Raw genomic sequence first — 23,762 nt, 5'->3', positions numbered from 1 at the left:
AATCGCCTGTATTATATTGAATGTGCCAAAGGATTTAGTGGATGAAACACAGTAAAAAAATTATTTTTGCATTATTAGCTCTTGCGATAAGTCACACTAGCTTCGCTGTACCCGTGCCATTAGATCGCGTAGCAGTACAAATTAATGATGGTATCATTCTTGAAAGTGAAATCACCAACATGATTTCAACTGTTAAAGCGAATGCTAAAGCTGCGAACCAAACATTACCATCAGATGATGCTTTGCGCACCCAAGTTATTGAACGCCTTATTTTAACCCATTTACAAATGCAGACAGCTGAACGCATTGGCTTGAACATTGGTGATTTACAATTAGATCAAACCATTGAAAATATTGCTAAAGAACAAAAAATGACAGTTGCCCAAATGCAGCAATCAATTGAAAGTGAAGGTACAAGTTTTAGCCAGTATCGTGAACAATTACGCCAAGAAGTGACTTTAGGTGAAATTCAACGTATTCAAGTCCAACGTCGTATTCAAGTTTCACCACAAGAAATTAATAGCTTAGTTAAATTAATTCAGGAACAAGGCTTAAAAGATGTTGAGTTCCAAATCGGTCACATTCTAATCGAAGTACCAAGTAACCCTACAAGTGAACAACTTGAAAGTGCTAGCCGTCGTGCCGATATCGTGCTTAAACGCTTAAACGATGGGGACGATTTCCGTAGCACAGCAATTGCATCTTCATCTGGCCCTAAAGCGCTAGAAGGCGGTATATGGGACTTTATGAGCATTAATGAGATGCCAACATTGTTTGCTGAAGTCGTTAGTAGCGCCAAGAAAGGTGATATTATTGGCCCTATTAAATCAGGTTCTGGCTTTCACATTATCAAAGTTGTAGATACTCGTGGCTTGCAAACACAAGAGGTTGAAGAAGTTAAATCTCGTCATATCCTATTAAAGCCGTCACCGATTTTATCGGAAGAACGTGCTAAAGCGATGTTAACTAACTTTGTCACTCAACTTCGTTCTGGTGACGCCGATTTTTCCAAGCTAGCGACTCAGTACTCAGAAGACCCAGGCTCTGCAGTTAAAGGTGGTGAATTAGGTTGGGCAGATCCAAGCATGTATGTCCCTGAATTTTCGCAAACCCTTGCTAGTCTTCAAGAAGGTCAAATCAGCGAGCCGTTTCGTACTACTCACGGTTGGCATATCGTCCAACTTGAGTCGCGTCGTAAAACTGATGCCACTGAACAATTTAATAGTAACCGTGCCCACCAGTTAATCTTCCGTCGTAAGTTTAATGAAGAACTACAAAACTGGTTAGACGAAATGCGCTCTGAAGCGTATATTGAAATCATTGAGCCAGAAAGCAGACGAGGTTAAGCAAGACCCATGACTAAACGTATTGCAATTACTCCCGGCGAACCAGCAGGTATAGGTCCCGACTTAGTCATCAAACTCGCTCAACAGGCATGGCCTGTTGAGTTAGTTGTTTGCGCCGATCCTAATCTACTCATGTCACGCGCCAAAATGCTTGGACTCCCTTTACAACTTAGGCCTTACCAACCATCACAACAACCAAAGCCTCAAACAGCTGGGACATTAACCATAGCTCCTTTTACATTAGCTGAAGAAGTACACTGCGGTGTGTTGAATGAGGCAAACAGTGATTATGTAGTCGAGACTCTACGTTATGCCGGTGAAAAAAATATGTCGAATGAATTCGACGCCGTCGTAACTGGCCCCGTGCATAAAGGAATTATTAACCAAGCCGGTATTCCATTTAGTGGTCATACCGAATTTTTTGCATTACAAGCTAACTGTGCTGATGTTGTTATGATGCTTGCCGCACCCAATTTGCAAGTAGCACTAATGACTACCCACATACCATTAGCCTATGTTGCAAAAGCGATTACCCGTGACAGACTTCATCATATCATTACTATTTTACACAACGAGTTAGTCAGTAAGTTTGGTTTAGGTACACCCAAAATTTATGTGTGTGGTCTCAATCCGCATGCTGGAGAAGACGGTCATTTAGGCCGAGAAGAAATTGATATCATTATTCCTGCACTCAATGAGTTACGAGAGCAAGGCATGGATATCGTTGGCCCTTTGCCGGCAGATACACTATTCCAACCTAAATATCTTGAACAAGCTGACGTGATATTAGCCATGTATCATGACCAGGGATTACCTGTGCTTAAATCATTAGGATTTGGCAAGTCGGTCAATATAACCTTAGGTTTACCTTATATTCGTACTTCAGTCGATCATGGTACAGCCCTAGAATTGGCTGGAAGTGGTAAAGCTGATTGCGGCAGCTTTACCTGTGCATTAAACAAAGCCATCGAATTGGCCTCAAAAAGTAAGTAACCCATTTTAATGAGTAATAAAGTACATTTAGGCCACACGGCCAGAAAGCGTTTTGGACAAAACTTCTTAACTGATCAAGGCGTGATCAGCAGCATTGTAGGTGCAATTGCACCTGATAATGACCATATCATCGTTGAAATTGGGCCCGGTCTGGGTGCGTTAACAGAACCTGTTGCAGACATGATTGATAACCTAACCGTTGTTGAATTAGATAGAGACTTGGTTAAACGCTTACAATACCATCCAACACTTAAAGACAAACTGACGATTCATCAAGGTGATGCGTTACAGTTCGACTTTAGTCAGTTGCAACAAGCTGGCAAAAAAATGAAAGTGTTTGGTAACCTTCCTTACAACATTTCAACGCCACTTATGTTTCATTTGTTTGAGTTTGCTGAACAAATTGAGACAATGCACTTTATGTTGCAAAAAGAAGTCGTTCTGCGCTTATCTGCGAGCCCTGGTACTAAAGCTTATGGACGTTTAACAGTAATGGCACAATATTATTGTCAAGTGGTTCCCGTATTGGAAGTGCCGCCGACAAGCTTTACCCCTGCCCCGAAAGTTGATTCTGCAGTGGTAAGATTATTGCCCTATGAAGTCAAACCTTGGCCATGTAAAAATGTCGATGTATTGAGGCATTTAGTCACGACGGCATTTAATATGCGCCGTAAGACATTACGTAATAATTTAAAAACCTTACTGTCAGACGACGATTTTGCAACATTACAAATTGATCCAAGTCTGCGGCCAGAGCAAATAAGTGTTCCGCAATATGTGGCAATGGCTAATATGTTGTGTGACAAAAAAGATTAATCATAAGGGCATGCTGAAACTCAGCGTGCCCTTTCGCTTTAGGACGTAAAATGAACCCTGTTGAATCGCCTATTAAAATTAAAGTCGACACCCAATACTTAGAACAACAATCTGATGTCGCTGATAATAAATACCTTTTTAGCTATACCATTACCATTATCAATCTGGGCGATACCAAAGTAACGCTTAAAGACCGCCATTGGATTATCACAGATTCAGAAGGCGAACAGAATGAAGTAAAAGGCCCAGGTGTTGTAGGTGAAACGCCGACTATCGCCCCTAATACCGCTTATCAATATACCAGCGGTACCGTATTGGAAACTCCAGTTGGATTTATGCAAGGCTTTTACGGTATGGAAGACCACAAAGGCGAACGTTTTTTAGCGACCATTCCACCTTTTCGTTTGGCTGTCCCAGGAGTATTTCAATAGCTTATGGCACACTATTTTGTTGGCGATGTTCAGGGATGTAATAGTGAATTGCAGTTATTATTGCAAAAAGTCGATTTTAACCCTTCGAAAGATGAGCTTTGGGCTGTTGGCGATTTGATTGCCAGAGGTACAGAGTCATTAGCAACACTTCGTTTCTTCCAATCATTAAATGATTCTGCAAAAGTGGTACTGGGTAACCATGATTTACACCTATTGGCTTTGCACGGTAAATTAAAACGAGTGAGTCGAAAAGATCATCTTGAAGAACTACTTAATGCACCAGATATTGATAATTTGGTTAATTGGATCCGTCAACAACCATTAGTGAGAACATTACCCGAACACAATATCATCATGACCCATGCTGGTGTACCTCCTCAATGGGATATTGCGACCCTAGAACATGAAGCAAAACAAGTTAGCTTAGCTTTGCAGCAAGATGATTATTTAACCGAATTAATTGCAAAAATGTTTACTGATGAAGCTGAACAATGGTCACCAACATTAACCGGTATAAACAGATTGCGATACTGTATGAATGCTTTAACGCGAATGAGATATTTACATCTTGATGGAAGTCTTGATTTTAAATGCAAATCAGCACCTAATGAACCGCATTCAGTAGAATTATGCCCATGGTTTGAATTCCCATCGAAAACGAGCCCACAATACACACTAGTGTTCGGTCATTGGGCTGCATTAATGGGCCAAACGAACAATTCACACATTCTTGCACTCGACACTGGCTGCTGTTGGGGAGAGCACTTAACCCTATGGCATCTTGAAAAGAATGAAAAAATTACCCAACAAAGGTTAATTTAAGGTTAAACTAAAGTATTCTTTTGCCGATAGTTTAAGTTAGAATTTGTTACACTTGCCTGAGAAACAACTGCCCTAAAATAAATTCAATATAGTAAAATACAGCATAAGCAGGATCTAATTATAATAGCCGGAGTACTTTATGAAAATTAATGTAGCGACCAGAGTCATTGGCGGTTTTACCGTTGTGACGCTGTTACTGCTGATCCTTGGTGGTGTTACTCTAATGAGTAACAACAGCATTAAAGACGGAACCACTATTCTTAAAACGGTGAGTTTGCCCGCGTTAGAAACCACCAGTATTTTGAGTGAGAATCTTAGTACTCAACAAAATGAAACTTTGTTGGCTTTTTACAGTGACCATTCTTCGAAAATACCTCCTATTACAAAAAACCTTGCTGAACTTAATAATGCTTTCGAAGCAGATATTACTCGTTTAAATAGTCTAGTAGAATCTCAATCGCAACTTACATCGCCTCTTATTGAACTGACAAAATCTTACCGAATTTATGAACAAAAAGCGGAACAAATGTTAGTTGAACAGGAAAGTTCATTAAGCCAGCAAGAGCAATTACTTAAATTACGTAACACGTTTGAAAATGCTGCCGACGATGCATCATCAATTTTATTAGACATCATTGATCTAGAGTCCAGTGAAGATGAAACAGAGAAAAGCCTCGCAGCAACAGCAAGTTTAGTTGACACCATGTTTATCAACACCATTACCACGATTTATGATCTTGTTGGTGCTACTGAACAAAATAAATATGATCTTATCATCAAAGAACTGGACTACATGGCCAGTGAAACTAAGGCTAAACTTGAGTATATAAATCGTCAAGGTAGTGGTGTTATAAGCAGTTCAACCTTAGAAGATCTATCAACCGAATCAACAAAAGTATTCAAATTACTTAATGGTGCAGATTCGATTCAAGCATTAAAACAAAAACAGTTAACCCATGGTTTTACGGCAGAGAAACTACTAACTCAAACTCAAAGTATTTCTAAATTAGTCAATAAAAGAATGACTACCCTTGCAAAAGCAATCGACACTTTCGCTGGAGAAATCAGTAATAACGCGATAGACATTATTGACTCAGCGACGATAAAAACCTTATTAGTGGTATTAACGGCTATCGTTGTTTCTATTATTGTGAGTATTGCAGTCGTTAAACCGCTGACAAAATCACTCGGAGAGGTCAACAAAGCATTGAATGTACTGGCATCCGGTGATTTAACTCATAAATTAGATGACACGGGTCATGATGAGTTTGCGGAATTAGCCAAAAACTGCAACCGACTCGTCGACAGTTTACGCAGTCTAATTATAGGTATTGTGGATCGTTCAAACCAGTTAGCCGCTGCAGCAGAAGAAACCTCAGCGATTACCTCTCAAACAACGATTGGTATTCAAGAGCAAAAGAGTCAAGTTGATCAAGTCGCCGCAGCAACGACAGAACTAAGTTCAAGTGCACAACAAGTCTCCATGAGTGCCGATCAAGCACTTAATGAGATTAAACAAGCCGACGAAGAAACCCAGCACATGCGTGCGCTTGCAGAAGAAAGTAAAAATACTATTCTCGCCCTTGCAGAAGAAGTTGCTAAAGCTGGAGTTGTCATCAATAAAGTACATTCTGACAGTGCATCGATTGGCTCTATTTTAGATGTAATCCGTGGCATTGCAGATCAAACTAACTTGCTTGCCCTCAACGCTGCCATTGAGGCCGCTAGAGCAGGTGAACAAGGACGTGGCTTTGCCGTTGTTGCAGATGAAGTCCGTAACTTAGCATCAAGAACTCAACATTCAACAAGTGAAATTCAACAAATGATTGAAGTGTTGCAACTTGGCGCTCAAGAAGCTGTTGCGGTAATGGAATTGGGCCGTACCCAAGCTGATAGCTGTGTTGAGAAGAATGAGCAATCGAATGTAGCCTTGGAAACCATCAGCAAATCTGTTCACCGAGCCTTTGATTCTGGTAACCATATTGCTAATGCTGCTCAAGAGCAAAATATCGTTAGCCAACAAGTTTCAGAAAAACTTGAACATATTGCGTCTATCTCTGAAGAAACATCAACTGGTGCAGACCAAACGGCACAATCAAGCCATCAAGTGGCTAAGCTTGCAGAAGAGCTACAAGCCTCTGTGCGCGAGTTTAAGATTTAATTAACCCCATATAGGTTAAAATATAAAAAGGCCCTTATAGGGCCTTTTTTATTGTCATAAGAACTTAATCGTTATTCAGATGACACAGAAATTTGGGAACAGGATAAATTGAGAAAGATTGTCAGTTTGTGGTTACCATATCTCTGCAATAGGTATATCTAATTTGCATAAGCCATGAAATAAACGAACAAAAATGCCGATAAATATTTATCGGCATTTTTGTTTTAACTTTTTACTAACTGATGTTATGACTACCATCAGATCCAGCGTTAACCACCAATACGATCTTTTATGGCTACGGTTATAACACTTGCATCATGACCATTAGCAGAAGCCCAATCTAAAATTGTTTTCCCATCAGCTTCTGGTGCAGAAAGATCAGAAGATGGCATACGCTTCGCGATAAACTCACCGACATCATTAGCATTCGACTTGTAGGCAGTACGCAATAAACTGCTGCCATCACAAGAAATACCTGAATAGATGTTACGTAATTTAACACGGTTCTCTTTCATTTTTTTACGCAAACGGTTTTTATCGTTTGATTTTACATAATCACAAATATTTGCAACTAATTGATCTGTATCCGCAACAGCAGGCGCTGATACAAAAGATACTGCAATCAGGGCCGCAATCGCTACAGGCAATACACGCATCTGACACTCCTTTAGTCTTTCTAGTTATATAGCAATGAACTCAATTTCAGTTTTTGAGAACTGGTTCATATAATCTCAGGGTACACGAGGCTAATTTAACACTTTTTAACTAAAGTGTTAAAGCTATATTGCAACCCTTTATCATTTGTTGCATTTACTGAGCTCTGTAAATCCCAAGAACCATCATCCCAATCGGGAAAGAAAGTGTCACCGTCAGCGTCTAAATCAATCAAAGTTAGGTATAAAACGTCGGTTTTAGGCAATAATTGCGCATAAAGTTGGCCACCACCAATAATAACTAACTCTTCACACTCTCCTGCGGCAGCGATTGCATCTTCATAATTTGTTACACAAGTTACTCCTTCAGGACTAAACTCAGTATTACGACTTATCACTATATTGAGTCTTCCAGGTAATGGTCGTCCGATGGATTCAAATGTTTTTCGACCCATTACAATAGGTTTAGACAAGGTGACAGCTTTGAAATGACGAAGATCTTCAGGTAAATGCCATGGCATTTTATTGTCTTTACCAATGACTCTGTTATTGGCCATTGCGGCAATCATTGCGATACGCATTGAAGCATAATCCTTATGGTTAAATAATGGGTCTGGTGCGGTAATAAAGTAAACTCGGTAACGCTAATCCGACAGCAAGTGCGCCTAAAATAAATACGGTTTTTAATCCGCTAACAATGACTTGAGCACTGAGCTCTGTACTCACTTGGCTTTGGGCCGTGAGTTGGATTAATGCAATGACAGTATTGAATGCATAAGTTCCTGGCACCATGGGAATAATTGCCGCCACAGCGTACATTAACGGTGGTGCAAGATGACGTTTAGCAAACTGAATGGTAATCAAGCCAACAATGGCTGCTGCGATAAAGGTCGCCCATTCAATTGGCATTGAGAAATGTAATAGTACCGTTCTTGAACTATGGCCAATAGCTGCCGCGATAGCGCAGTAAATTAAATACCGTTTTGGCACATTAAATAACATAGCAAAACCAACAGCTGGGATCGATGCAAAAAAAGCATCATGAAGTAATAGATTTAGAAAGGATAACATTAAAATATCCCGCCTAATTGCATAGCAATAGTAATACCTATTACTGATGCTAAGGTAAGCAAGGTGGCATGACCCCACCGAGAAATGCCCACATTCATGTGGCCTTTTACCATATCTGAAATTGCATTAATCATTGGAAAGCCAGGGATCAACATCAACACACTTGCCGCCATTGCAGCTTGAGGAGTTTCGGTAATAGGCCAAATATAACCCACTTGGGCAACACTTGAAATGACAAAAGCCGTTAGCGAGAAATTGACCAATAAATTAAAATGTCGAGAGGCGAGAAACAACCGCACCATCATCCCAATAGCGGAGGCAAAAAATGTAATGATGCAAGCCAACAAGTCGCCATCAAATAAATGACAAAAACTGGCACAAGACAAACCGATCATAGGAATGAGAGCAATAGCAGGATAAGACTTTGGCTTAATGTGAGCTAATCGTCTACGAACTTCGTTGGCGCCATAAATGCGTTTTTCTGCGAGGATACAAATTCGTTGAATCTCACAAATCACCATCATGTTAATGCCATGAGCACGAATACGACGAGTTGTGGTGATGCATCGACCGTGCACTAAACTCGTTAACACTAATGAATTGGAGGAAATTGATAATTCAATGCTAGCAATACCTAATGCTTTACCAAGGCGCTGGCTAATCTCTTCCACGAGATCAGACTCAGCACCATAAGCCAACAATAGCTGTGCGCAACGTACTACAAGGCGAGTAATATCATTTTGACTATCTGCGTACACGTTATTCTCAAATGAGTAAATTAGCGTTGATAGATAACTTCTACATCATAATCATCATCATCAAAGTCGTCATCAAAGTCGTCATCATAATCTTCATTAGCATTTTCATCTGCAGCACTATGATGATTATCCCATTTAAATTCAACATCAGCATCAGGGATCGTTTCTTCAACAATAGCAGGTAAACTTCTAATATAATCAAGCATCTTAATGCTTAATTCTTCAGTACCTGTTCGATTATAAGCAGACATAGTATACACATCACCTTGCCAATCTAGCTCTTTAACAATGTGATCGATTTTTTCTTGTAGCTCATCTTCAAGTAGCAAATCGGTTTTGTTAAAGACTAACCAACGAGGCTTAGCGGCTAATTTAGGTGAATACTTTTCTAATTCGCCCACAATAGCACGTGCAGAATGAACAGGATCTGAACCATCAACAGGAAGAATATCAATGATATGCAGTAATACTCGACAACGTTCTAGATGTTTCAAGAAACGAATACCGAGGCCGGCACCATCAGCAGCACCTTCAATCAAACCTGGAATGTCTGCAATAACAAAACTCTGACCTGGACGTGGATTAACCACACCAAGATTAGGAACCAAAGTGGTAAATGGGTAATCTGCCACTTTAGGTGTAGCACGAGATACCGAACGAATAAATGTCGATTTACCCGCATTTGGCATGCCTAACAAACCAACATCGGCTAGCAGTAAAAGCTCAAGTTTAATTGAACGGACTTCACCAGGAGAACCTAAAGTCTTTTGGCGTGGAGCTCGGTTAGTACTGCTCTTAAAACGAGTATTACCTAAACCGTGAAAACCACCTTTAGCGACAAGCAGTTTTTGTCCATGTGCAGTTAAATCACCTAGTGACTCATCTGTTTCTTGATCGATAGCACGAGTACCTACTGGCACTTGAAGCACTAAATCATTGCCGCCATGACCAGTACAATCACGACCACGACCATTAGTTCCTCGTTCAGCCATATGGAAACGAGTAAAACGGTAATCAATCAGCGTGTTTAAGTTTTCGTTAGCTTGTAGATATACACTACCGCCATCACCGCCATCACCACCGTCAGGGCCACCATCTGGAACATATTTTTCGCGTCTAAAACTCACGCAACCGCTTCCGCCGTCGCCTGCTTCTACGCGAATATTCGATTCATCAACAAACTTCATACTGACTCCTGACTCCTGACGCTACTTAATCTGTAATTATAACCCCAAATCATTGGGATTTGCAGGAAAGCGCTGAAGATAGCATTCATCACGATATCGCCTACTGCATATAAACAAAATCATTAAACTACCAATAATAGTTTAATGATATAAAAAACACAAAAGCCCCACCATAGGCAGGGCTTTCGAGATCTAGCTTAGAAAGAATTAAGCTTCGATGCTAATAAACTTACGGTTATTAGGACCTTTAACTTGAAACTTTACTTTACCGTCTGTTAATGCAAACAAAGTATGGTCACGACCAATACCTACGTTTACACCAGCGTGGAACTTAGTACCACGTTGACGAACGATAATGTTACCAGCTAGAACTGATTCACCGCCAAAGCGTTTAACACCAAGACGTTTACTTTCTGAATCGCGGCCGTTACGAGTAGAACCGCCAGCTTTTTTATGTGCCATGAGTTAGACTCCTAAATTATGCGCTGATCGCAGTGATTTTAACTTCGGTGAACCATTGACGATGGCCCATCTTCTTGTCGTGATGCTTACGACGACGGAACTTGACGATAGTTACCTTTTCGCCGCGACCGTGGCCAACTACTTCAGCTACGACTTTACCGCCAGCAACTAAAGGAGCACCAACATGTACTGTTTCACCATCTGCAATCAATAAAACTTGATCGAATTCTACGGTTTCACCAGTAGCAACTTCTAATTTTTCTAAACGAACTGTATGACCTTCAGCAACACGATGTTGCTTTCCGCCACTTTGAAAAACAGCGTACATGGCTATTTTACTCCAAATGACTAACACACTAACTCATATTATTGACGAGACTAGGTGCTAAAAAACTTTTAATGACAATGGGCGCGGATTTTACGCGAAGAATTGTCATCCGGCAAGCCTTAATTCACAATCAACTAAAAAAGGCCTTATTACTGCACACTATTCATTAATAGCTAATGTGTAATCTTCAAAATTTAGCTAACATGTTAATGCTAAATTATACTTAAGTTTTATAGGTAAATTGATAATAATTCAACAATCTTTTGCAACATCCGTTTTTTTAAAGCGCAATTATACGAATACATACTTTGAAAAATGGCGCTGATATCCTGTAAGATATGCGCTCTAATTCGATATAACTAAATTAAGGGTGTAAGCCCTGTCGTCCAACAACCAGAGACTATTATGGATTTAAACGCCATTCGTCAACTGGCTGACACTGATATGCAAGCAGTCAATCAGCTGATATATAAACAACTTGAGTCTGATGTAGCCTTAATTAATCAATTAGGTTTCTACATTATCAATGGCGGTGGTAAACGTTTACGTCCGTTATTATCAGTATTAGCCGCCCGAACCGTTGACTATCAAGGCGAACAACACCTTAAACTCGCTGCCATTATCGAATTTATCCATACAGCGTCTTTACTACATGACGATGTTGTTGATGAATCGACACTTAGACGCGGCCGTGAAACAGCCAATGCTTTATTTGGGAATAGTGCTAGCGTACTAGTAGGTGACTTTTTATATACGCGGTCATTTCAAATGATGACTGATCTCGACAATATGAAAGTGCTTCAAGTCCTTGCTCATACCACTAACGTGCTAGCTGAGGGTGAAGTATTACAGTTAATGAACTGTAATGATCCTGATACCACAGAAGCAAACTATATGCGGGTTATTTACTGTAAAACCGCAAAATTGTTTGAAGCGGCAACTCAGTTAGCAGGTGTATTAGCAAATGCCACCCCAGAACAAGAACAAGCCTTGGCTGATTACGGTAAATACCTTGGTACAGCTTTTCAGCTCACTGATGATTTACTTGATTACACAGCTAACGCTGATGAATTAGGAAAAAACATCGGGGATGATCTTGCGGAAGGCAAACCTACATTACCGTTAATTTATGCAATGGAAAATGGTTCTGACACTGCTAAAAAACTCATACGAGAAGCGATTGAACAAAGCGACGGGTCAAAAGTCATTGATGAGATTTTAGTTGCTTTAGATGAATCTGGCGCATTAGTTTATACGCAAGAAAAAGCTCAAGCTGAGTCACAAAAAGCCATTAATGCCTTAAGTATTTTTCCTGAAAGTGACTATAAACAGGCTTTAATTTCGCTGGCCCATTTGTCAGTTAATCGCAGTAATTAAATACAAGTTAGTCAGGAATTTTATTCAGTTACTGATGCAATTGATTTAAAAAAGGTATGAATATTAAATTCATACCTTTTTTATTACACTTGCCAATTGATAGGTTTATCCCCATCTTCAAGTAATAATCGATTTATATTTGAGAAATGACCGCAACCAAAAAAACCACGATAAGCCGATAATGGCGATGGATGTGGGCCATTCAGAATATGGTGATGAGATGCTGTAATCAGCTGGCCTTTTTTAATCGCATAATTCCCCCAACACACAAATATAATCGGCGTTGATTGCTGATTTAATCGTTTCAAGACATTATCAGTAAACGCTTGCCAACCCGCTTTAGCATGAGAATGAGCTTTCCCTTGTTCAACCGTTAACACCGTATTTAATAGTAAAACGCCCTGCTTTGCCCAAGCCGTCAAATTACCATGGTTGGGTACGATAAACCCTTCAATATCATTCTGTAATTCTTTATAAATATTAACTAATGATGGTGGTGGTTTAATGCCTGTTTTTACTGAAAAAGATAACCCATGAGCTTGATCTGGCCCATGATATGGATCTTGGCCTAATATCACGACTTTAACTTGCTCTAGTGGTGTTAATTGAAAAGCAGAAAACACCTCATTTTCAGGTGGGTATATCGTTTTCCCCTCATTACGTTGTTGGGTAATAAACGACTGAAGTTGCTGATAATAGACTTGGTTCTGTTGTTGCTGAATAAATTCTTGCCAATGCTTAGTCATCCACTTTCCTTAAAATAAGCGCCACACTGATAAAACCTATCTATCAATAGGTAATTTGATTTATCATTGTCAAACGTCATAAATACACATAAAAATGAGTATGATGCCATTGAATATAACTAACAACACGAACGAATCTGGATTTACCCTAATAGAATTAGTGGTCGTGATTATAATCCTCGGAATTCTTGCTGTTATAGCATTACCCAAATTTTTAGATTTAGGTCAAGATGCAAAAATTGCTTCCGTTAAAGCAACTGGTGGAGCATTTTCTTCAGCAATAACGCTGGCTCATGTTAAGTGGGCCACTTTGGGCTATTCTGGTCCTGCTGATAATTTGGTTATTTTCAGCCAAGCTGGAACCGATGGCCAATTGGATATAAATCTATGGGGTTATCCTGCGCAACATTATACCCCTTATGAAGCTTCACCAAGATTGAATAACACCAATGATTGCCTCTCAGTCTGGCCGACACTGCTACTAGATGGCCCAAGCGTTTCAAGCAGTGCAGATGAAGATACATCTGATTACAAAGCAGAGTATATCAGCCCAGATCAGTGTCGTTATTACTACAACCCACTACCACTTTTATCAATATATTATGATTCACGTGACGGCCGAGTGTTGGTAGATTCAGATCCCAATAGTTAATTTTTTACCTGATATTTTCAATTAAAGACGTTACACTCAATGGAAATTAACTCATCGAAAAAGTGGATCTGATGTCTGAACCAAAAACAGAATTAACAATGTATCAAATAGCTGACCAATTTATTGCCCTCGCCAATCAATTAAGCCAACAAGAAAATGATATTGGCAAAGTCGGTACCGCAATGAGATTTGCTTCCGCACGTTTTAATGCGTTTGAAGCTTCGCTTAAATCATCCGATCTCGCTGCAGAAAAAGATCATGCATTAGCTTGGTTTTCTGATGAGTACAAAGCCATGCTAAAAGAAAATTTAGAGGATCATATTGCTAATCCGCCAGTCGCAGCACCAAAAAAAGAGCAAGTTAGCGATGATAGCGTGCAAATGTTTAAAGCTGACTAAAGCTAATTCATAATTAGCGAAAAGTTGCGAAAAGTTATCGCAACTAATTAGCAGTCATTTAATGCTAATTAAACAATAGAAGAATCCCCATCAGATTACTGATAGGGATTTTTTATTACCCTTAGATTATCGCAAGATTAGTCATTATTCATTGCTACTCCCGAATTCACGACGAAGCAGGACGCAACCCCAAAATGAAACTGGTAAATGCCCTTTATTAGATTTTAATTGTTTGAGCGCTATAAAATGGTATAAACAACTCTTATCGCAAGTAAAATCAGCACAACCCCAGATAACCTATCGATTAGCTTAGCCTTGTCTCGTAATCTAGGCAATACAGCAGAATGTGATAACACAAACGCAATAATGGTATACCACAAGCCATCCATAATTAACGGTGTAACCACGATTAAAGCCTGTCCCGTTGTGGTTTGTGCGGCCAATACAAACTGGCTAAACAAAGCTAAAAAGAACAATAAAATTTTGGGGTTTAAAAGAGAAATTGCGAGACCGTTTCGAGCAGCCACCCATAAACTTGTTGGCTTTCCTGCGGTTAACTTTTTCTGCAACCCGCCTTTAGAACTAAGCGCTTGAATGCCCATCCAAGCTAAGTAAAATGCCCCCATTAATGCTATGGTATTAAACATTAATGGCGAGGCTTTTAATACTGCCGCCAACCCTAATAACGTCACAAGTGCATAGACACCAATACCAATTGAATGGGCCCAAGCACACACCACACCGTGTAATCTTCCGCCACTGAGAGTATGCCTCACCACCATAGCTAAACTGGGTCCCGGAGACATCGCGCCCAAACAGCATATTGCTAATAACCCTAACCACGTACTTAACGTCATAACACCTCTTGTTGCAATAACAGATTCTATTTGGCTAACCATTCCATTTTAACAGCCAATTAAGTGTGTACTGCTAACGTATCGCCATTGATAATGGATTGATATATTACCGTATTTACAAAGGAAACCGATGAAGATATTAATGATGATATTACTGGTGGTTATTTTCAGTGCTGTTATAGGGCTTATTTGGGCTAAAATCCGAGGAAAATCAATTCCGACTTTAGTCATCATTATGCTCGGGTTTATGGGGGTATGTTTTGCGGGGATTATTTCCTTTGTTAATCAGGGTGAAAATTATCAAACCTACCAAAAATTACGCTGGCAACCGCTTCAACCTGAAAAAATTGCCGCCTATGTTGAACAAGGTAAAATTGTCTTTGTTGATATCACAGCAGACTGGTGTGTGCCCTGCCAAACGAATAAAGCCAATGTCCTTTATCGGGAGCAAGTGGTGGAGCGCTTAAATGACCCACAGATTATCTTAATGCAAGGAAACTGGACTCAAGCCGACGAGGTCATTGAACGATATATGGGCCAACAGGCAGCTGCTGGAACGCCTTTTAATAAAGTATATGGATCAAGTTACCCTGAGGGAATAGAACTGCCCAAAGCGCTTGTTATCGACGATCTTTATCAAGCCTTATCGTTAGCAAACCATAAAAGCGTCAACATTCTGCGATAATTTATGAGGCTATTATTGTATACATAGTGCGAAAAAAAAGACTGCCGCAGCAGTCTTTTTTATTCATAATTAGTGATAATTACGATACCAATAATTTAGAAGCGGTAGTTTACACGTCCGTAGTAGTAACCACCGTTATAATCGAATGGACCACTTTCGTAGTACACTGCACCTAACTCACCTAAAGTGCCGTCTTTTAGCTTCTGCGCTTCTTGATCAAAGATGTTATTAGCACCAACTGATACCGTTAAGTTATCCATTACGGCATAACTGACTTCAAGGTCGATTGTCACGGCTGCATCAGCCATTTCAGAGCCCCAATCAGACGTATCATCAGCATGGGTTGCATAGTACTCACCAAAGTAGTTACCACGCAGAGACATGCTTAAATCATCCCAATTTTGCCCCCAAGTAAGGGTGGCACGATGTGCAGGAATACCGTCTTCTAAACGACGAACCTTGCCTTCATTAGTCGTTTCTGAATTGTATTTATCAACACTCGTATCAGTCCAACCGTAGGCTAGACTAAATTTCGCATCACCGGACAACATTTCTGTGGTATAAGAACCAACAATATCAACACCTTGAGTTGTAGTATCAAAATCATTAGTATAGAAGGTTACCGCTGAAATTAATTCAGGGAATTCAACACCGGCAGCTCTTAATGCATCGTAGTCACTTGCTTCAACCGCAATTTGGCTAGATTGCGCAATACGACCTGTAACTTCAATATTGTAGTAATCGACAGTTAAGAATAAGTTTTCATACTCATACACAAAACCTGCAGCATAACTCACCGACTCTTCAGGATTGAGTACTTCACCACCATAAAATGCCGCTAACGGATTAGTTGGTGGTGCAATAAAGGTTTGAATTAAGTCACCCTCAACAATCGATGTTTGAGTATTAACCACGTTTTCTTGGCCAACTGTCGGCGCACGGAAACCCGTACTGTGCGATGCTCGGAATGATAACTCATCCGTTGCAATGTACTGTGCGGTTAACTTGTAGTTTAACGTGTCACCAAAGGTCGAAAAGTCTTCGTAGCGTAATGCTAAGCCAACCAAGAAATCATCAGTTAAGTGCGCTTCAACATCGGTATAAATCCCAATATTGCTGCGGTCATTTTTACCCGCAGATTCTGGACCAAAACCTTTAAAACCGTGTGAGCCGATGTTAAAACCTTGGTCGGCATAAGGACCAGCAATCCAAGACGCTTCTTCACCTTGACCAATCTCGAATGACTCTTCACGCCATTCAAAACCCGTTGCAAAACTAATATCTTCTAGGCTACCGATAGTAACGTAACGACTAAAGTCGACGTTAACTGTAGTTTCAACTTGCTCGTACGAACCCGTATCAAAGTCAGTAGGTGTATCTAACCCCATCGATGGGTTAAGTGAATTTTTTAAACCAAAGCTAGCTTTGTTGCTACCTGTGCCTGCACTGGCATCATACATCCACTCCCCTAGTTCGCCTTTAATACCAGCAAAGAAAGACATGTCTTCAATTTTACCAGTGAACTGCGGTGTATAACCGCCTGGACGAATTTGGTTCATTGAGAAACAATTTGGGTCGGCTACCATGGCTAGGTATTCTGGAGTATTAAGCACATTAGCCACATTAGCAGGCACTACATCACACGTTGATTGATCGCCATTAACGGCACCAACTAATAGTGTTTCGCCGCCATCGACTGAGTAAACATTGCCACGGTTATGTGGATTACGATAGTAGAAGCCACCAGTCGCTTTACGCGATGAGACGTTACCAAAAGCATATAAATGTGTCTTATCATTGATATCAAAACCAGAGTTTACGAATACGGTAAAGTCATCTTTGATTTCTGGGTTACCCCAAGTTTGCGCAGGATCTTGAATAAATTCGTTGCCTCCAGCAGCTATAGCCGCGGCATCTGGACGCTGTACACTGCGACTTGTGGCATCGGCCGTTTTATATTGCGCACTGATATTAATAAAACCATCATCTGTTAGCGGTAAACCAACATTACCATCAATCGTCGTTGCAGCGCCGTCACCTTCATAGTATTCGCCCTGACTAACGGTAATAGAGCCGCCTTCAGAAGCATCTTTTAATACAAAGTTCATGACACCCGCAATCGCATCCGAACCATACTGCGCCGCCGCACCATCACGCAATACTTCAACTTGCTTTAAGGCAACACCAGGAATGACTGAAATATCTGGACCTTGAGCACCATCGTTAATGCCACCACCTTGGAAAGCAATAACAGATGCTCGGTGACGGCGTTTGCCATTAACCAAAATAAGTGTGCTGTCTGATGGTAGACCACGTAAGTTAACCGGACGAACAAGTGTCGCGGCATCACTAATAGGTTGCGCACGAGAGTTAAAAGACGGCACTGAAGTCACTAACATATCGATCATGTCTGTGGAGCCGTTTTTCTTAAGGTCGTCACTGCTGATAATATCCACTGGGACTGGTGAGTCACCAATAGAACGCGGTGCCGCACGAGAGCCCACAACAGCCATTTTTTCAACATTATCTAATTTTGCTACTTCTTCATCTGCTGCAAAAGCTTGTGAACTAACAACAGTTCCAGCAAGTGCAAATGAAATGGCCAAGCTCAACGAACTAAAACCAAATGTAGATTTTTTTGATTGCATCATTCTTATCATCCCAACTGCTTATTATTGTTGTGTTCCAATTTGGTTTTAGGCGATTCATTCCATAAAACCAGCTTCCTTCTATATGAAACACCCATCACCACATATACATTTTTATAACAACAAAAACATAATTGCTAACATTTTTTAAACAAAATTAGTCAATTCTAAATAATAAACTTATGATTAATGCGGTAAGGGTCTGATTTTAGTGATATAGATCACATTGAGATTTATTTACAGTTTGTTTACTTCAAATAACTTTTTCGCTTACAAAACAACCAAAAAACGAAACTGTATACAAAAGTTTACATCTAAGTTGATTTTTATTTTTTAATGATTTTGTCATTGCCCACTCAAATATAATTTGATTTTATAGACAACCTTTGCCAATTAATCTCGACCCGTGTAGGTTAGTAAAAGCGATCTAAACGGACGTTTGATTTTTTATAATAACAACCCAAAAATAAAAGGGGATAGCATGCCTTATGATGCTGATTCAACACTCGACTTACACCAATACACATCAATAGTTGATTTGATCGAAAAAGCTTGTGACAAATTTGCTAACAACACTGCATACGCATGTTTAGGTAAAGACACCACATTTAAAGAAATAGAACGAGACTCTCGTCATTTTGCGGCTTATCTACAACATTGCACTGATTTACAATCAGGAGATAGAGTTGCGGTTCAACTGCCTAATATTACGCAGTTTGTTATTGCTGCTTATGGGATTATCCGTGCGGGTATGGTGTTAGTTAATACCAATCCAATGTATACAGAGCGAGAATTGACTCATCAGTTTAATGACTCTGAGGCTAAAGCTTTAGTCGTGCTGTCAGATCTCCTACCGACACTCACAAATGTGGTAAACAACACAAGCGTCGAGCTAGTGATCTCCACCCATGCAATGGATCTTATCCAACCACAACCCCAAGCTGATACGCCATTTTCAAAAATAACGTTTTTAGATGTATTAGCACAAGGCGCTAAATATCAATACCAAGCAGTTAAGCCAACCCATGTCGATCTCATTGCCTTACAATACACTGGTGGCACTACGGGTTTATCAAAAGGTGCAATGCTCAATCATGGCAACCTTTTAGCTAACTCAGCCCAAGTAAAATCTCGTGTTGCCAGCACCATGACTGAAGGACATGATGTGTTTGTTGCACCATTGCCGATTTATCATATTTATGCATTTATGGTTAATTTGGTACTGTACTTTGAATCTGGTAGTTGCTCAGTCCTTATCCCTAATCCACGCGACATTCATGGATTAATCAATACGATGAAGGCATACCCTTTTACTGGGTTTGCGGGCTTAAATACTTTGTTTGTTGGTTTATGCCATCAACCCGAATTTAAAGCGTTAGATTTCAGTAGAATGACGATTACGATTTCAGGTGGTACCGCATTAACCAGTGCTGCAGCTAACTTATGGAAACAAACCACAGGTTGTATGATTTCTGAAGGCTATGGATTGTCAGAAACATCCCCTGTAGTGAGCTTAAACGCACCAGGATATCAACGACTAGGGTCTATTGGTAAACCCGTACTCGGAACAGAAGTTCGGGTGCTCGACATGGATGATAACGAAGTACCCGTTGGCCAAGCAGGTGAACTCGCTGTACGTGGTCCACAAGTGATGCAAGGCTATTGGAATAAACCAGGCGAAACCGCTAACGTGATGACCAAAGACGGCTTCTTTAAAACTGGCGATATTGGTGTTGCCAGTGAAGATGGTTATCACACCATTGTTGATCGTAAAAAAGACATGATTATAGTGTCCGGTTTTAACGTTTACCCTAATGAAATCGAAGATGTACTATCAACCCATGAGTTAGTGCTCGAATGCGCTGTGGTAGGGGTTGAAGATGAACACTCTGGTGAAGCAGTTAAAGCAGTCATTGTTTTAAAACAACCATCAACTAATATCGATGAAACAAGACAAATAATTAAAGATTATTGTCGCAGCCAACTCACGGCTTACAAGGTCCCGCGTATTATTGAATTTACCGAACAACTGCCAAAAAGTACCGTCGGAAAAATTTTACGTCGCGAGTTACGTAAATCAGCTTAATTGTCGAACAATGGCTTAGACCATTCGCCCTAAAGTGAATTTTTATCGCTAATATTGTTTTTCGATAATCAACAAAAAAGATGCCTCGGCATCTTTTTTGTTAATAGAATCAATTAACTGAAAATAATTTTCTGCCTATTCAATACTAGAGTCACCGTTATCGTTATCCATTAATAATTGCAAACTCGCAAACTCACGATAAAGATCATTACTGTCCATAAGCTCATGGTGGGTACCGCTGGCAACGAGTTGACCTTTATCGATAACAAAAATACGATCGGCATTGATTACAGTCGCCAAACGATGAGCAATAATCACAGTAGTGCGTTTGGCCATGAGTGAGTCAAGAGCTTGTTTTACTTTCACCTCGCTAACAGCATCTAACGCACTGGTAGCCTCGTCGAGCAGCAGTAATGGCCTGTCTGCCAAAATAGCTCTGGCAATTGCGATCCGCTGTTTTTGACCACCAGATAAACGCACGCCCCGTTCACCTAAATACGTTAAATAACCCTCAGTAAACTCACCAATAAACTCATCCGCTTTTGCAGCAACACACGCCTGTACAACCTCTTCATCACTAGCATCTAAGCGGCCATAACGCACATTGTCGAACACATTCATCGCAAAAATTACCGACTCTTGAGGCACTAGCGCATATTGTTGACGTAACTCAGACAACGACAACGTTGAGATGTCGATACCGTCTAACAAAATCCGGCCATTTTTAGGTTGATAAAATCGCATCATCAATTCAAATAAAGTGCTTTTCCCTGCACCACTTGGGCCCACTAACGCAACCCGCTCGCCAGGATTAATGGTCATTGATAATTGGCGAATAACGTATTGATTTTCATCAGAAGGATAAGCAAAACTGACATTATTAAACTGGAGTAAACCAGCAACGGATAAAGGTAAATGATTCGGTATAACTTGCTGAGGAATATCAACAGGCGTATGCACTAATTCCATTAAGCGCTCAGCGGCTCCTGATGCCCGTTGGATTTCACTGAACACTTCACTGATGGTTGCCACCGATCCCGCAACCATCACGGCGTAAAACATAAAAGCAGATAACTCACCGCCAGTGATATTACCCGCCATCACATCCTTAGCACCCACCCAAGTCACAAATGCAATAGCCGCAATACTTAAAAACATCACCGATGATATCAATAATGCGCGATATTTAATTCTACCTTTAGCCACATCCATAACCGACTCTACACGTTGTGAAAATAACTCTCGGTCTTTAGCTTCATGTGTATAGGCTTGTACGGTATGTATTTCATGCAATGTTTCATCAATATATGCACCTAAGTCACCCACTTTATCCTGGCTTTTACGAGACAATGTTCTGACTTTTCGGCCAAAAAAACTCACAGGGCCTAATACCAGAGGTACAGCCAATAACACCAGAAGTGTTAATTTCACGCTGGTAAACCCCATCATGACAATGCCACCAAGCACAGTGACACTTGAGCGGAGTGCCATCGACAAACTTGAACTCACAACACTTTGTATTAACGTACTATCAGCAGTAAAACGCGATATGACCTCGCCGGTTCGTTGAGAGGCAAAAAACGCGGGCGATAGTGACAATAAATGCTGATAAACCTGTAAACGAATATCGGCACTGACGCGCTCACCCAACCAAGTCATTAAATAAAATCGACAAAAAACAGCGCTACCACTAATGGCCGTTATACCAATAATAATCAACATTATTTCATTAAGCCTTGCTGCATTGTCAGTGACAAAACCTTCATCAACCATCAGCTTTACACCTTGGCCAAGCGACAACCACGCAAGCGAACCAATAAATAAAAACACAATGGCAGCAACAACTTTTGTTTTATAAGGTGATAAAAATTGTAATATCCAAGGCAACACCGAAGGTGATAACGGTTTTTTGGTTGCAATAATGGAAGCTGTTGGAGTAGTCGTAGAATTCGTCACAGTATTTACCAACGTATATAACTAAGATTTACTGATAATAACAACAAAACGTAACATTGTAGATGTCTTAGCAATCAAGTATCTACATAGCCTGTTAACTCCCATCATCAAACAGATGCTAGTATCAACTAAACATAACAGTACAAATAACATAATGAAAAATAATATAAGATCATCAAACGGCTTTACATTAATCGAACTAGTTGTCGTCATTATCATTTTGGCTATATTAGCTGTTGTTGCCGCAAGTAAATTTGTTAATTTCAGAACAGATGCAATTGTGTCGACGATGGAAGGAATGGAAACAGCCATGCAATCTGCAGCAACATTAACCTATTCAAAAGCGGCGATTGCAGGTGATGAAAAGCTTGAAACCACAATACTCGACATTGGTGGAGTAGATGTAACATTAGCTTATGGTTATCCCGATGGCACAGAGGCTGGAATTGATTTATTAATGAATGTTCCTGAGGGCGATTGGCAAAAACGTCGAAGCACCGTTTATTCAGGTGCATGGGTATATTGGCATAGCCAAATAGAGGAAGATGCGGGCAAAGCGCAATGCTATTTACGTTATCGACAAGCAACTTCTATCAGCGCTCGCCCAATTATTGATGTTGAAACTAGCGGTTGCTAACCGCTAACAGATTATATCTCAGGGTAGCGTTTTTCAATTGCTTTTAACGAACGTAAAAATAACCCTAATCCACCTACACTCAAAACTAAAATAACAATTAGGTCGAATGCGCTCATATAGGAAAATCTAAAATTAATTGAGCTTATCACGCCAAAAACAAGTGCGATTAACGAACCAAAAGTCAGTAACCAACCTAATGGATTTTTACCGTTATAAAACATCAATCCAATACCAAAAATAAATGGGATCATCACCATACCGCTGGTTAATCCAAAACCACCAAACTGATATAAATGATTGCCCAGTCCGAACGAACTGGTGATTTTAATGGCATTAAGTAACATGTAAAATCCGCCGCACATCATCGCTAACCCAATAAAGAACTGACCTACCCCACCAGACGTTCCACCTGCACCTTTCATTATTATCCCTTGGAAATATTATTTTAAGTCAATAGATTGATGTTACTGAACCGCACAGTTAATAGCAATCATCGCTATACATGAGCATCTTTTTGATAAAATGATTTAACCAATTAATTCCTATCAACTTGTTGTATATGAAAATTTAAAAATATTATGGGAAAAAACATACTGATGATTAGAAATGGTGACAGGACAGAACACTCATTGTCCTCATAAACTTGTTTAAGTCTAAGCCTCGCGCTAGTAAGGCTTATCTGAGATAATATC

At 40.1% G+C, this 23,762-nt stretch carries 24 protein-coding genes; 12 read left to right on the top strand and 12 right to left on the bottom strand.

What is annotated here, in order from left to right:
• Window positions 1–41 precede the first annotated feature (41 nt).
• The 6 genes from surA to FH971_RS04185 all read left to right on the top strand — a co-directional run bounded on the left by surA (window position 42) and on the right by FH971_RS04185 (window position 6,569).
• Window positions 42–1,346: a peptidylprolyl isomerase SurA gene (surA, locus tag FH971_RS04210; protein ID WP_140233469.1), complete on the top strand. Its 1,305-nt coding sequence runs from the start codon at window positions 42–44 to the stop codon at window positions 1,344–1,346.
• A 9-nt stretch (window positions 1,347–1,355) separates the two neighbouring features.
• The gene (gene pdxA, locus FH971_RS04205) at window positions 1,356–2,339 is read left to right on the top strand and encodes a 4-hydroxythreonine-4-phosphate dehydrogenase PdxA (protein WP_140233468.1); all 984 of its coding nucleotides are present in this window, start codon (window positions 1,356–1,358) and stop codon (window positions 2,337–2,339) included.
• A 9-nt stretch (window positions 2,340–2,348) separates the two neighbouring features.
• The gene (rsmA, locus tag FH971_RS04200) at window positions 2,349–3,155 is read left to right on the top strand and encodes a 16S rRNA (adenine(1518)-N(6)/adenine(1519)-N(6))-dimethyltransferase RsmA (RefSeq protein WP_140233467.1); all 807 of its coding nucleotides are present in this window, start codon (window positions 2,349–2,351) and stop codon (window positions 3,153–3,155) included.
• 50 nt (window positions 3,156–3,205) lie between these two features.
• Window positions 3,206–3,586 (top strand): Co2+/Mg2+ efflux protein ApaG, encoded by a 381-nt coding sequence (gene apaG / locus FH971_RS04195; RefSeq protein ID WP_137222583.1) that lies wholly within the window; start codon window positions 3,206–3,208, stop codon window positions 3,584–3,586.
• Window positions 3,587–3,589: 3 nt separating this feature from the next.
• Window positions 3,590–4,408 (top strand): symmetrical bis(5'-nucleosyl)-tetraphosphatase, encoded by an 819-nt coding sequence (locus FH971_RS04190; RefSeq protein ID WP_140233466.1) that lies wholly within the window; start codon window positions 3,590–3,592, stop codon window positions 4,406–4,408.
• 139 nt (window positions 4,409–4,547) lie between these two features.
• A complete protein-coding gene (locus tag FH971_RS04185) occupies window positions 4,548–6,569 on the top strand; it encodes a methyl-accepting chemotaxis protein (protein WP_140233465.1) in 2,022 nt (673 codons plus the stop codon).
• Between the two features lie 269 nt (window positions 6,570–6,838).
• Here the strand turns inward: FH971_RS04185 and FH971_RS04180 are convergent, their stop codons facing one another.
• The 7 genes from FH971_RS04180 to rplU form a co-directional block, all read right to left on the bottom strand.
• Window positions 6,839–7,225 carry a DUF3718 domain-containing protein gene (locus tag FH971_RS04180; protein WP_140233464.1) on the bottom strand — a complete coding sequence of 129 codons (387 nt, stop codon included), beginning with the start codon at window positions 7,223–7,225 and terminating at the stop codon, window positions 6,839–6,841.
• Window positions 7,226–7,320: 95 nt separating this feature from the next.
• On the bottom strand, window positions 7,321–7,803 hold the full coding sequence (gene folA, locus FH971_RS04175; protein WP_140233463.1) for a type 3 dihydrofolate reductase: 483 nt from the start codon (window positions 7,801–7,803) through the stop codon (window positions 7,321–7,323).
• Window positions 7,804–7,822: 19 nt separating this feature from the next.
• Window positions 7,823–8,293: a threonine/serine exporter family protein gene (locus FH971_RS04170; protein WP_137222593.1), complete on the bottom strand. Its 471-nt coding sequence runs from the start codon at window positions 8,291–8,293 to the stop codon at window positions 7,823–7,825.
• Window positions 8,293–9,051 carry a threonine/serine exporter family protein gene (locus FH971_RS04165; protein WP_140233462.1) on the bottom strand — a complete coding sequence of 253 codons (759 nt, stop codon included), beginning with the start codon at window positions 9,049–9,051 and terminating at the stop codon, window positions 8,293–8,295. Before FH971_RS04165 ends, FH971_RS04170 begins: the two co-directional genes overlap by 1 nt.
• A gap of 20 nt (window positions 9,052–9,071) precedes the next feature.
• Complete coding sequence (cgtA, locus tag FH971_RS04160) at window positions 9,072–10,238, bottom strand: Obg family GTPase CgtA (protein WP_140233461.1); 1,167 nt, start codon at window positions 10,236–10,238, stop codon at window positions 9,072–9,074.
• Between the two features lie 207 nt (window positions 10,239–10,445).
• A complete protein-coding gene (rpmA, locus tag FH971_RS04155; RefSeq protein WP_011638531.1) occupies window positions 10,446–10,700 on the bottom strand; it encodes a 50S ribosomal protein L27 in 255 nt (84 codons plus the stop codon).
• A 16-nt stretch (window positions 10,701–10,716) separates the two neighbouring features.
• The gene (gene rplU, locus FH971_RS04150) at window positions 10,717–11,028 is read right to left on the bottom strand and encodes a 50S ribosomal protein L21 (RefSeq protein ID WP_137222599.1); all 312 of its coding nucleotides are present in this window, start codon (window positions 11,026–11,028) and stop codon (window positions 10,717–10,719) included.
• Between the two features lie 405 nt (window positions 11,029–11,433).
• Here rplU and ispB point away from each other — a divergent pair, with 405 nt between their 5' ends.
• Window positions 11,434–12,405 (top strand): octaprenyl diphosphate synthase, encoded by a 972-nt coding sequence (gene ispB / locus FH971_RS04145; protein WP_140233460.1) that lies wholly within the window; start codon window positions 11,434–11,436, stop codon window positions 12,403–12,405.
• A gap of 83 nt (window positions 12,406–12,488) precedes the next feature.
• Here the strand turns inward: ispB and ung are convergent, their stop codons facing one another.
• The gene (gene ung, locus FH971_RS04140; RefSeq protein WP_140233459.1) at window positions 12,489–13,151 is read right to left on the bottom strand and encodes a uracil-DNA glycosylase; all 663 of its coding nucleotides are present in this window, start codon (window positions 13,149–13,151) and stop codon (window positions 12,489–12,491) included.
• A 100-nt stretch (window positions 13,152–13,251) separates the two neighbouring features.
• Here ung and FH971_RS04135 point away from each other — a divergent pair, with 100 nt between their 5' ends.
• On the top strand, window positions 13,252–13,803 hold the full coding sequence (locus FH971_RS04135) for a type II secretion system protein (RefSeq protein WP_167495982.1): 552 nt from the start codon (window positions 13,252–13,254) through the stop codon (window positions 13,801–13,803).
• A gap of 71 nt (window positions 13,804–13,874) precedes the next feature.
• A complete protein-coding gene (locus FH971_RS04130; protein WP_137222607.1) occupies window positions 13,875–14,201 on the top strand; it encodes a DUF3144 domain-containing protein in 327 nt (108 codons plus the stop codon).
• 239 nt (window positions 14,202–14,440) lie between these two features.
• On the opposite strand, the gene FH971_RS04125 is transcribed toward FH971_RS04130, so the two are convergent.
• Window positions 14,441–15,058 (bottom strand): LysE family translocator, encoded by a 618-nt coding sequence (locus FH971_RS04125; RefSeq protein WP_140233457.1) that lies wholly within the window; start codon window positions 15,056–15,058, stop codon window positions 14,441–14,443.
• Window positions 15,059–15,188: 130 nt separating this feature from the next.
• Between FH971_RS04125 and FH971_RS04120 the strand changes: the two genes are divergently transcribed.
• Window positions 15,189–15,743: a thioredoxin family protein gene (locus FH971_RS04120; RefSeq protein ID WP_140233456.1), complete on the top strand. Its 555-nt coding sequence runs from the start codon at window positions 15,189–15,191 to the stop codon at window positions 15,741–15,743.
• 95 nt (window positions 15,744–15,838) lie between these two features.
• Here the strand turns inward: FH971_RS04120 and FH971_RS04115 are convergent, their stop codons facing one another.
• Complete coding sequence (locus FH971_RS04115) at window positions 15,839–18,394, bottom strand: TonB-dependent receptor plug domain-containing protein (protein WP_140233455.1); 2,556 nt, start codon at window positions 18,392–18,394, stop codon at window positions 15,839–15,841.
• 478 nt (window positions 18,395–18,872) lie between these two features.
• Here FH971_RS04115 and FH971_RS04110 point away from each other — a divergent pair, with 478 nt between their 5' ends.
• Complete coding sequence (locus FH971_RS04110; protein WP_140233454.1) at window positions 18,873–20,477, top strand: AMP-binding protein; 1,605 nt, start codon at window positions 18,873–18,875, stop codon at window positions 20,475–20,477.
• 135 nt (window positions 20,478–20,612) lie between these two features.
• Here FH971_RS04110 and FH971_RS04105 read toward each other — a convergent pair whose 3' ends face one another.
• Window positions 20,613–22,433, bottom strand: coding sequence for an ABC transporter transmembrane domain-containing protein (locus tag FH971_RS04105; RefSeq protein ID WP_420853468.1), 1,821 nt, complete (start codon window positions 22,431–22,433; stop codon window positions 20,613–20,615).
• Window positions 22,434–22,587: 154 nt separating this feature from the next.
• Between FH971_RS04105 and FH971_RS04100 the strand changes: the two genes are divergently transcribed.
• On the top strand, window positions 22,588–23,070 hold the full coding sequence (locus FH971_RS04100; RefSeq protein ID WP_240778439.1) for a prepilin-type N-terminal cleavage/methylation domain-containing protein: 483 nt from the start codon (window positions 22,588–22,590) through the stop codon (window positions 23,068–23,070).
• An 11-nt stretch (window positions 23,071–23,081) separates the two neighbouring features.
• Here FH971_RS04100 and FH971_RS04095 read toward each other — a convergent pair whose 3' ends face one another.
• Window positions 23,082–23,492: a hypothetical protein gene (locus FH971_RS04095; RefSeq protein WP_140233453.1), complete on the bottom strand. Its 411-nt coding sequence runs from the start codon at window positions 23,490–23,492 to the stop codon at window positions 23,082–23,084.
• Window positions 23,493–23,762 lie beyond the last annotated feature (270 nt).

The organism is Shewanella polaris, from assembly GCF_006385555.1.
GTDB lineage: Bacteria > Pseudomonadota > Gammaproteobacteria > Enterobacterales > Shewanellaceae > Shewanella > Shewanella polaris.
This window is presented reverse-complemented; position numbering and strand designations above follow the sequence as displayed.